8 protein-coding genes and 1 pseudogene are annotated in these 9,582 nt (G+C 64.0%); 5 read left to right on the top strand and 4 right to left on the bottom strand.

Going from position 1 to position 9,582, the window contains the following annotated elements; genetic code table 11:
• Positions 1–542: 542 nt before the first annotated feature.
• From ACYQ8K_RS29375 to pip, 5 genes are all read left to right on the top strand, one after another.
• Positions 543–935: a Fis family transcriptional regulator gene (locus ACYQ8K_RS29375; RefSeq protein ID WP_459974804.1), complete on the top strand. Its 393-nt coding sequence runs from the start codon at positions 543–545 to the stop codon at positions 933–935.
• A complete protein-coding gene (locus tag ACYQ8K_RS29370; protein ID WP_459974802.1) occupies positions 932–4,195 on the top strand; it encodes a hypothetical protein in 3,264 nt (1,087 codons plus the stop codon). Before ACYQ8K_RS29375 ends, ACYQ8K_RS29370 begins: the two co-directional genes overlap by 4 nt.
• On the top strand, positions 4,195–4,911 hold the full coding sequence (locus ACYQ8K_RS29365; protein ID WP_459974800.1) for a helix-turn-helix domain-containing protein: 717 nt from the start codon (positions 4,195–4,197) through the stop codon (positions 4,909–4,911). The genes ACYQ8K_RS29370 and ACYQ8K_RS29365 overlap by 1 nt, the downstream gene beginning before the upstream one ends.
• Before the next feature lie 62 nt (positions 4,912–4,973).
• Positions 4,974–5,582: a hypothetical protein gene (locus ACYQ8K_RS29360; protein ID WP_459974798.1), complete on the top strand. Its 609-nt coding sequence runs from the start codon at positions 4,974–4,976 to the stop codon at positions 5,580–5,582.
• Positions 5,583–5,727: 145 nt separating this feature from the next.
• A complete protein-coding gene (gene pip / locus ACYQ8K_RS29355) occupies positions 5,728–6,702 on the top strand; it encodes a prolyl aminopeptidase (RefSeq protein WP_459974796.1) in 975 nt (324 codons plus the stop codon).
• Positions 6,703–6,998: 296 nt separating this feature from the next.
• On the opposite strand, the pseudogene ACYQ8K_RS29350 reads toward pip, so the two are convergent.
• The 4 genes and pseudogenes from ACYQ8K_RS29350 to ACYQ8K_RS29335 all read right to left on the bottom strand — a co-directional run.
• A pseudogene (locus ACYQ8K_RS29350) lies at positions 6,999–7,127 on the bottom strand (IS21-like element helper ATPase IstB); the annotation flags it as partial.
• Between the two features lie 26 nt (positions 7,128–7,153).
• Entirely contained in the window at positions 7,154–7,420 is a 267-nt protein-coding gene (locus ACYQ8K_RS29345; RefSeq protein ID WP_459974794.1) for a F0F1 ATP synthase subunit C, read from the bottom strand.
• Between the two features lie 11 nt (positions 7,421–7,431).
• Positions 7,432–8,676, bottom strand: a complete 1,245-nt coding sequence (locus ACYQ8K_RS29340; RefSeq protein WP_459974792.1) for a glycosyltransferase — start codon at positions 8,674–8,676, stop codon at positions 7,432–7,434.
• Positions 8,673–9,302, bottom strand: coding sequence for a TetR/AcrR family transcriptional regulator (locus ACYQ8K_RS29335; protein WP_459974790.1), 630 nt, complete (start codon positions 9,300–9,302; stop codon positions 8,673–8,675). Before ACYQ8K_RS29335 ends, ACYQ8K_RS29340 begins: the two co-directional genes overlap by 4 nt.
• Positions 9,303–9,582: the final 280 nt, after the last annotated feature.

Raw genomic sequence — 9,582 nt, 5'->3', positions numbered from 1 at the left:
GTGGTGACCAGCCAGCAGCGCGCCCGAATTGCGCTGGCTCGACAGCATTGCCGCCAAGTCCTCGAGGACGCCCACCGCCCATCCCGGTCCGCGTTTCGCAACGATGCTGAACATGTGTCTGTGCGGATCGCCACACCACGAGATCCCAGTACGCCAGCACCGTCGAACGCGTGCTCTATCTGCGGGAGTCGCCAGGCGCGCAAGCGGCCATATTTGCCTATGCACCGCGCATGTGTCTGCGATAAGTGTTGGGGGAGCGCGTGATCGATCGCGGACCTGACCGCCCTGCGACGGTATTGCGTAGAGCATGAAGGAGCCGCGTGGGCACAGGCACCTTCGCGCAGATGCGTTGGCAGGCACGGGAGAAGGGGTATTCGTGCAGGATCTTGTGCGCCGTGGCGAGGCATGTCGGTGGGCATAGCCAAGGTTGGTGGTAGCATCACAAGCGATGCTTGTGTACTAGTACAAGTGTAACTTGTGGATAGGGCCGGTTTGAGAACGTCGCAGCCTTGCTGGCGGCAAGGACGTGATGAGGGGTTTGGATGACGACGAGTGATGTCACCGTGGAGTTGATCCAGGCTGCGGCACAACGGGATGCCGAGGCCTTTGCCGCTAAGATGGCCGACTCGTCGCTAGCCGCCGCCGTGGATGTGTGGTTGCGCCGCGTGGCGCGGCGCAAAGTCACCCCTACCCAGCGGGCACGTCTGGTGAAAAGCGTCGAAAGAGGCGACGCGGCTGAGACTAAGGCCGTGCAGCTCACCCGCGCGGCGTTACTGCGTGCTGCTGGGCTCGATGAGCGGCCCGCGGCCGCGGCGGCACTCGCCGCCGGGGCCACCTACACCGAGGTCGGTGCTGTACTCGGGATGACGCAGCAGGGAGCCAGCTTCCGGATGCGTCCTTACCGCGCTGCTATGCAGACGGGAGGGATACCGTGAGCGAGGCAACCACCATTGGGCAGCACGTCCTGATTGTTACGACGGCGGGATCATTCACTGTCGATGGCAGGCGATTGACCGAGCCGGTCGACGCCGCCGACAAACTGGCCAAGCTCATCCTGTGGGCAGCCCAACGCGGTGGCTTGAAGCCGATTCCAGGCTCCGGTGACCAATCCGTTCCCGCGCGCGTATGGGTGGTCGGCGGTGCGGTCGGGCTGCTGACCGGGGTTCCCGGCGACTACATCGGCGATCCGGGCGCCCATCTAGGGCGCGCGTTGGCCCCACTCGTCGATGACGGCTGGGAACTGCGCGGTGGGACTGGAAAAGCATTGGTACTGGGGCATGGCAGTGGTCCTGGACGGGTGGTCGTCGAAGTCCTGGCCGAGCAACATCCGTGGCTGGCTACCGGTGATGCGACGATCGCCGACGACGCCGGCGAACTCGGCCGCCGCCTCGCCCGATGGCATGAAGCGCTGGGGGCGTTACCGGGATCCAACGGCGCCATTTCAGGGGCGATGCTGGTCGACCACATCATGGGCGCGCGGGCGGGCCGCCGCGGCGCGATCGTGTCTGAACCCGGGCTGCTAGCGGCGTGGGTCACACCAGAACTGCGGATACAACCCGCGTGGTTGGCAACCGCAGAGCAGGTAGAACACGAATTTCAGCACTGTGAAGAACTGGTGTGCCTGACCCAGCAGAGCCCGGCGCTGGCCGCGGCGGGGATGCTCACGTTCGGGTACGGAAGTCCGATTGCCCTCGAGGCTGACGCCGCGGCCGCCGCCGCGTCAGCGACGAAACGGGCCTTCGGCCTATGGCTTGCGGATCTGCCTGCCGCTGACGATCTGAACATGTCTGAGATGCTGCCGCTGCCACACCCGCAGATGGCCGCCGATCACCGCGTGCAGGCCTGGCTAACCACCGAAGACCTGGACGGCCTGACCAAGGCTGTCCGCGACGGTGGTGCAGGACTGACTGTGGAGCAGCTCGGCATCAGCGAAGCGATCGTCTGGCCGCACAAAGCGCGCATCTTGGAAGCCTGGGCGAGTCGGCTACGAGGGGCGCGCGAGGCCTTCGCTGACGATGCACCGTTGCTGGCCCTGATGGATGATGCTGCGGCTAACTACCTGTCAGCTCTGGCTGATCCGCGCATGTGGACCGATGATGCCATGCGCCACCACTTCCAACCGGCGTGGGCCGCCGCGATCGCCACCCACATCCGGCTGCGCGGCCGGCGCGCCGCGATGCGGATCTCTCGCGAATTCCGAGTATGGCCGCTGTATTCATGCGGCACTGCGATGATTTACGCGCTGGGGCGCGACGAGGCAACCGACACCGTGATTGACTTGTCTGACACCCATTCTCGACTCGGACGCATGAGGGTCACCAGCCGAACGGCGGTGACCGACGAGATGATCCTGGCGGTCCTCATGGCCGAGACCACCTCCGAGGTTTCAGCCACGCTGACCGAGGCTCTCGATGCTTCCGCCTACCTCGACCACGCGGCGATTGGGCGGACCGTCCAGGTAGACAGCACCGAAGCTGGTGCTCGAACGGACGCAGGGGAGCCATTGCCTGATGCGGCGGCAAGCACGGTTGTGGAAGCGTCGAACACCAACTCAACACCGGCGGAAACCGACGACCAGCAGGCACAAACGCCGACCGAAGGCGCAAAATCACGCCGCGCCGGCCGAGCCAAACCAGTCACCGGTGGTGTGCCGGCTGCGGTGCTGCACACCGACGGGTTGTGGTTACCCCATAACACCAGGGTGGCCTTGACGGAGCCGGTCACGCACGTCGGACAGGTCGCCGAACTGGCCTACAAGCATGATATCGGCTATCGCCTATCAGCGAATTACAGTGAGCGAGGCCAAATTTGGATCACCGAAGAGGCCTGCGAGTATTTCGGAATTGACGTGAAAGCGCTCGCCGAGGCTAGGGCCACCGAGCGTGGACAGCTGCTGCACGAGCTGACCCACAACATCGCATTCGTCACTGACGCCCTCGCTGATGGCTGGCGTCTTGGCGGTGGCGGGGAAGACAACACGGTTCAGCGTTTAGGCGTCTGGACCCGGGTCTATCGGGAAGGCTCTGATCGACCGGGTGTGATGATCGCGCTCATTGCGGGTATGGACGCCGTGTCATCGACATACGGCTCGCCCGCCGACGACGACGATGACCGAGAACTGGACTCAGGCAAAGGAATGCCCGTCCTAACCGGCAAGCCCTCGCCGGCGCAGATCGCACGCCGGCTTCAACTGCTCGCCGACGCACTGGGATTTCCGTGGAAGATCAACGGCAACGTGACCGCCATCGACCTACTCGTTCAGTCCCGACCCAAGACGTTCAACGTGCGCGAGTGGAAAGCGGAGGTTCTCGCACCATCGACCACCGCGCCGCCCTACGGGATCCTGGACATCGAACGTGACTACAACTGGACCAGACAACCGTCCGCCGAAGAGTGCCAGTGCCGATATGTACACGCCTACGACCGCGGCGGATCCTATTTCGCGGCCCTGAGTACCTTGGAGCTCCCGATCGGCGACCCGATCCACCAGCTCGACGGAGCGAAGTTCGACCCCAGACTACCCGGCTACTGGCTTGTGGATGTCCCCGAAAACCACAACTGGCGCATGCCATATGTGCTCAACCCCAACGACTACCAGTTCAATGAACCGAAATGGGTTAGCACGCCACGAGTCGAACGAGCACTCGCGCTCGGCTACGACATCGACATCATCGAAGCCATTGTCTGGCCCCGGCATGGCCGTGTATTGCGGTTGTGGTGTGAGCGGTTTAGTAACGCCAATACCGTTCTTGACACTGATGATCCCGACGCTCAGGCAGCCCGTCGGCAAGCCAAAGTCGTGCGCAGCACAGGCCTGGGCATCATGGGCTCAGATCTCCTCAAAGGCAGGCCGGGCTATGACCCGGCCAGACGCATCCTCGCGGCCGCTAAAGCCAACGCCAACATCGCCTATCGCTTTGACCAAATCGGTCAGCGTAGCGACCGGTGGCCCGTAGCGGCGTTGTCTGACACGGTCCTTTACGTCTCCGATGATCCCGACCCGAAGTCCGCCTGGCCTGGTGGTTCCGAGACGTTCGGCCGCGGATTCGGCAAATACAAGCCCGAAGGTTCAGCCCTGCTCGCCGATCACCTCGAGTTCCTCGACGGCAACAAGTACAAGGGCAAGAAACTGCTCACCGCGCCGGACGAATGGCGCGAACGGCTGCCATCATTCACAGATGAGAGGGGTCACTGATGGCACGCGGACCGCGCCGGCGCCGCCGCGACATCTCGCCAGGAGATCTGGTCCCGTACGGATCGGTTGCTAACCGGGATGTAAGGGTCGATCTCGCCGCAACCAGACTTCGAACATCGAAAACCGCTGTGCGCGAGACGATCAGAGATGCCGCCGCCCGACTACGCAACATTTTCTACCGCGCGATCTCCGGCCTGCCTGAGGCCGACGTCGGCGAACTCACCAACATCAAGGGCATGTTGCAAGCTGCCTACGGAAAAGGGCCCCGCGGCAGCGAAGTCGACGCGAACAAAGCCGCCGAATCGCTGGGCGTGTCACCGGCCACAATACGACGTTGGGCCCGCGGCGCCCAACAGCCATCAGAAGACCACCTCAAAGCCCTGAAATCAGCCGCCCGTAAAGCAGCCACCACCAAAGCCGGCCGCCGCCGCGCCACGGCCATGTTCCGCGCCAGCGAGCGCGGACGTAAAGCTCTCGATAAGGGAGCAACGATCCACATCAGCGGCTATCAGGCACCCTCCGGGTATGAACACGAACGCGATCGCGTCTGCTCACAGCCACTAACAGGCACAGAAATCGAGGAACTACTACGAGCCTATGAAGACGGCGGCGACCGCGGCCTATGCGACTGGCTAACAGACGTCATGGACCGAAAATACGTGGGGGACTGGATGTTCGGCACGATCGAGGACTTTCGGATCGGCGACATCCTGTGAGCACTCCGCGCCTTGTGGAACCCATAGCAGGGCCCCGCTGGACAAGGAAACGATTCGTCAACATGCTCGCCGACTGCTACGGGACCACTATCACTGGCGAGATCGATATCGACGCCGTCGCCGAATACTGTGGCGTCACACCAGCAACCGTGCGCCGCTGGATCAGCGGCGATACCAGCATCAACAGCAGGAATGCCGCTGCGCCCCCGGCCCGAATCGCACAACTGCAGCGCGGACCCGATGTCGTTGAACGCCGCAACGAACAACGATACGACCGGGCGCTCGCAGCACTGACCAACATCAACGACGAAAGCTCGAGCCTGCCGGCCTGGTACCAACAAGGCTGGCTCAATGAACATACCGTCGCCATCGTCGAAGTCACAGGCAAGCCGTGGCGCCAAGTCGTTATCACCAAAGCCAATCCACGCGCCCTGATCGAACTGCGCCGCCGCTCAGCAATCGTCACCAGCCTCACGCTGCCGACCCGCTTCCACGCCCAAGTGCTCGCCCACGCGGTCATGACACGCCAGCAGACCTGGCGAGTGCACCCCAGTCCCCGCCAGCTCGCGATCGGCCGCACTCAGGTGTGGATGGCTGATGCCCCCGCAGTCCAGCTAGGATCTCTGGCCGACCAAATCGGCGTCGGCCCTGGCCGCCAAGACGAGCACTAAACGCCGGGCCGCGCACGTGGCCGGCCGAAGCAAGCTGATCACTGTGGAGGTGAGGCGGTGTCGCCGGTATCGGTGAGCACTCGCACGCGCCGCGTAGCGCGGTTCAATGTCACGGCCAGTTGCGTTGCCCGATAAGGTCGAAACCGTGGCAGATCGCTCGGCCTTGTACCCGGAGGCAGACCCCTACGAGTCCGGAATGCTCGACGTGGGCGACGGCAACCGCATCTATTGGGAGGCGTGCGGTAACCCGGCCGGAGTTGCGGCATTGGCGGTGCATGGTGGCCCCGGTTCGGGGTGTGTGCCTGGGATGCGACGACTCTTCGACCCCACCAAGTATCGGGTCGTGCTGTTCGATCAGCGGGGCTGCGGTCGCAGTACGCCGCATGCCAGCGATGCTGCGGTGGGTCTTGCCACAAATACCACCGACCACCTGATCGCCGACATCGAACGCCTACGGCTCCACCTGCATGTGCGGCGCTGGGTGCTGGCCGGGTGGTCGTGGGGCACGACGCTGGCACTGGCCTACGCCGAGCAACACCCCGAGCGTGTCGCGGCGCTCGTCTTGACGGCGGTCACCACCACCACGGCTCGCGAAGTGCAGTGGATTACCCGCGATGTTGGCCGGCTCTTTCCCGCCGAATGGACCCGCTTCCGTGACGGGGTACCTAAAGCCGACCGAGATGGCGGCCTCGTCGAGGCGTACTCCCGGCTACTCAATAACCCTGACCCGACTGTGCGGCACAAGGCGGCGCTGGACTGGTGTGAATGGGAGGACGCCCATGTCAACCTGGGACCGCGGCCGCGGCCGCGGTTGGTTAACGCTGATCCAGATTTCCGAATGTGCTTCGCACGCTTGGTTACCCATTACTGGCGCCACGCGGCGTGGCGGGGCGAGAACCAGCTGCTCGACAACATCACCAGAATTGCTCAGATCCCGGCGGTGTTGATTCATGGCCGCCTCGACGTCAGTGGTCCACCCGATATGGCCTGGCATCTGGCCCAGGCCTGGCCTGCAGCGCGGCTGCACATCGTGCCGGGCATGGGCCACGAATCCGGCGGTGCGATGGCGACCCATGGCGTCGATGCCCTCAACGAGTTCGCCGCCAGCCTCGAGCCATGACAGATCCAGGTTCCGCGAGGTACACGGCGCGGCCCACAAAATGCGTCACAATCCCTTGATAGCCAACAGCATTCGCTGGCGGAGCACCTTTTGATCTGGTCCGGAAGCGATGCGCTCACACCTCATCGGGAACGTGCGGACGGTGGCCATGTGCTCATGGCGTTCAGACCATGGGCGGGCTATCGACGGTCGCTGGGAGTGTGGGTGGCTTTGGCAGGCAATCGTGACGTCGATTGTTCGTGAATTGTGGTGCCGCTTGGGTTCCGCCGGTCTGATTCTGTTGGTCAATCTCGACGTCATTGTGAGATGGTTGTGTCGCGGTGTCGGAGAGTGTGGGCGAGGCGGTAGGAGTTGGTTCCGGTCTCGATGATGTTGCGGCCGAATGTGAGTCGGTCGACGGTGGCTGCGCAGAGTCGTGGGTCGGTAAGGCCGCCATCCGGCCAACGATGGATTACTTGCCGGGTGTGGCGAAGACAAACAACGCCATGAAGGCGAGGTTGATGAAGAAGACGGCTTCGACGAGGCCGACGGTGATGAGGAAGGGCGCGAACATGCGTTGTTGGGCCTCGGGTTGGCGGGCCACGCCGGCGACTAGTTGGGCGCCGGCCATGCCGTCACCGATGCCGGCGCCGATGGCGCCTCCGGCCATCATCACGCCTCCGCCGGCAAGGGCTCCTGCGGTGATGATTGCGTGGACGAGTTCGGGGTCTGCGGCCATTGGTTACTCCTCTACGTGGATTGTTGGACCAGGGAATTAACGGAGGAAACAACTTGTGCAACACCATCTTCGGTGCTTATGCGCTCGCTGATTTGGCTGGCGTTGTCCCGCAGATGCGGATCGTTGACGGCGATGCGCATGGCCTCGGCGAGGCGTTGCGAGGTGAGTGTGCGTTGGTTGATGGTGGCCGCGCAGATCCCGAGTTCGGTGATGCGCCTGGCCCAGAACGGGCCATCACCGTAGGCGGGTAAGGCGATGGTGGGTACTCCGGTGCGGATGCCTGCCGCGGTGGTTCCCGCGCCGCAGTGGTGCGCCACGGCGGCAACCCGAGGAAATAGCCAGTCGTGAGGGGTGTCGCCGATGGTCAACATATGGTCATCGGCGACATGCAGACTGGTCCAGCCAGCTTGCACGATGACCCGGGCATCGGCCAGTTGGGCGGCGCGGCGGATCGTGTCGGAGAGCTGCTCGGCCCGCGCCGGGGTGGTCATCATGCTGCCGAACCCGACAAACACTGGGGGTGGACCGGCAGCAAGGAAATTGGCGAGGTCGGTGGGCGGTTCCCAGCCGCCGGTGCTCGCCGGCCACCAGTATCCAGTGACTTCCAATCCCGGGCGCCAGTCTGTAGGACGGGGCGCCACCCTTGGTGAATACCCGTGCAGGATAGGCCATTGCGCAGCGGTACGTTGTTGACGCAGACGCCGGACCGACGTGCGCGACAGTCCGAGCTGGCGGCGGAATTCCGCGACCACGCCGCCATAGAGGCGGTCGAGCAGCCAGGCGCCCGCGTTGGCGGCAGCCCGATTCCCGAACGACCCGGCCGACCAGGCACCCATCACCGACGGCGGGTACTGCGCGGTCGCTGACAACGGCTGCAACCGGACCCCAAGAGAGGGAATGCCTTTGGCTTCGGCCATCGGGTGCCCGACCATTTCGGCGAACGGCGACAGCAACAGGATGTCTGCGGGTTCGTTGGCAACGGCCGACAGGATGTCGTTGCCCAGCGCCCGCATGCCCTTGGGTGAGGCGAATGTTGCCAAGCCTTTGATCGGTGATACCTCGGCGCCATCGGCGGCAAGTTGCAGATCAGCCGGCAGATCGCGAAACCCCAATCCGCAGCCCGAAATCATGTCCCCGAAGGGCGTGTAGGCGGCTATGGCGACCTCGTGGCCGGCCTGCTGCAGCGCCACGCCCACCCCGGTGAGAGGAGCGACGTCGCCGCGGCTACCCACCGCGACGATAAGGACGCGGCTCATCGGTTCACCGCCACGGCACGACCGAAGATGGCGACCAGGTCTTCACCGTAAGCATGGGCGTCGAAGTCGGGTTCGCGCAGGATCTTCTCTGCCACGGCATTGACCGCGCCGCGGAGGGCGAGCGCCATCGACGCGATCGGGAAATCGCCGAATTCCTGACCCTGTTGCCCCGCAGTCAGGATCGCCGTCGGGTCCAAGACGGCCAGCTCCTGTTTCAGTTCAGGTGTCAGTCCGAGTTCCTCGAAACGGCGCCCGTCTGCGGCCTGGTAGCTCGTACCGAGCTGCGTTAGGGCCGCCAGGTGCGAACGGTGGGTGTCGAAGTACGCGACGCTGCTCTTGATGTAGGCGGCTAGCTTGTTCGCCGCGGTTGATTCCGCATAGACGGCCGGTACGACGACCGACAGTGCTGTGCGGTACATCTCCTCGACGATCGCCTCGACTAAGTTGTCCTTGGCGCCGAAGTGATACAGCACCGCACTCATCGCGACCCCAACCCGATCAGCGATCTTGCGGATCGAGGTTTGGGCCCATCCGATCTCGGCGATCACGTCGATCGCGGCGGCCACGATCTGCGCCCGTCGCGCCGACTGGGTGAAGGTCGCCGGCTTCTTCGGATCTGATCGCATACTCTGATATTAGATCAAGTGATCAGGATGGGAAAGCCTCGGCGTTTACCTGCGTGCCGCAGAGCGGTGCGCGAACCGGGCCACCATCTCGCGGAATTCGCGACCCCCACATTCGCAAATACTCGACCGCGAAAACGGGCGCCGACGTCAGGATTCACGAACAAACGACGCCGAGATCGGCACACAAGGCCATGTGTGGGTGGTGGGTTGGCGGTCGCGGTGGTGCGGCTGGTGATGGGGATAGGCGGCCCGTTGAGGGGCGATAGGTCGGGTGTGGGTG

It is taken from the genome of Mycobacterium sp. MUNTM1, from assembly GCF_054660795.1.
The sequence above is the reverse complement of the archived record's forward strand: the minus strand, read 5'-3'. Positions and strand labels throughout refer to the sequence as shown.

Bases quoted from the DNA above. Each gene is read 5' to 3' on its own strand.
- ACYQ8K_RS29345 (WP_459974794.1), bottom strand. From the start codon at position 7,420: ATGGCCGCAGACCCCGAACTCGTCCACGCAATCATCACCGCAGGAGCC.
- ACYQ8K_RS29360 (WP_459974798.1), top strand. From the start codon at position 4,974: ATGCTCGCCGACTGCTACGGGACCACTATCACTGGCGAGATCGATATC.
- ACYQ8K_RS29365 (WP_459974800.1), top strand. From the start codon at position 4,195: ATGGCACGCGGACCGCGCCGGCGCCGCCGCGACATCTCGCCAGGAGAT.
- ACYQ8K_RS29335 (WP_459974790.1), bottom strand. From the start codon at position 9,302: ATGCGATCAGATCCGAAGAAGCCGGCGACCTTCACCCAGTCGGCGCGA.
- ACYQ8K_RS29375 (WP_459974804.1), top strand. From the start codon at position 543: ATGACGACGAGTGATGTCACCGTGGAGTTGATCCAGGCTGCGGCACAA.
- ACYQ8K_RS29340 (WP_459974792.1), bottom strand. From the start codon at position 8,676: ATGAGCCGCGTCCTTATCGTCGCGGTGGGTAGCCGCGGCGACGTCGCT.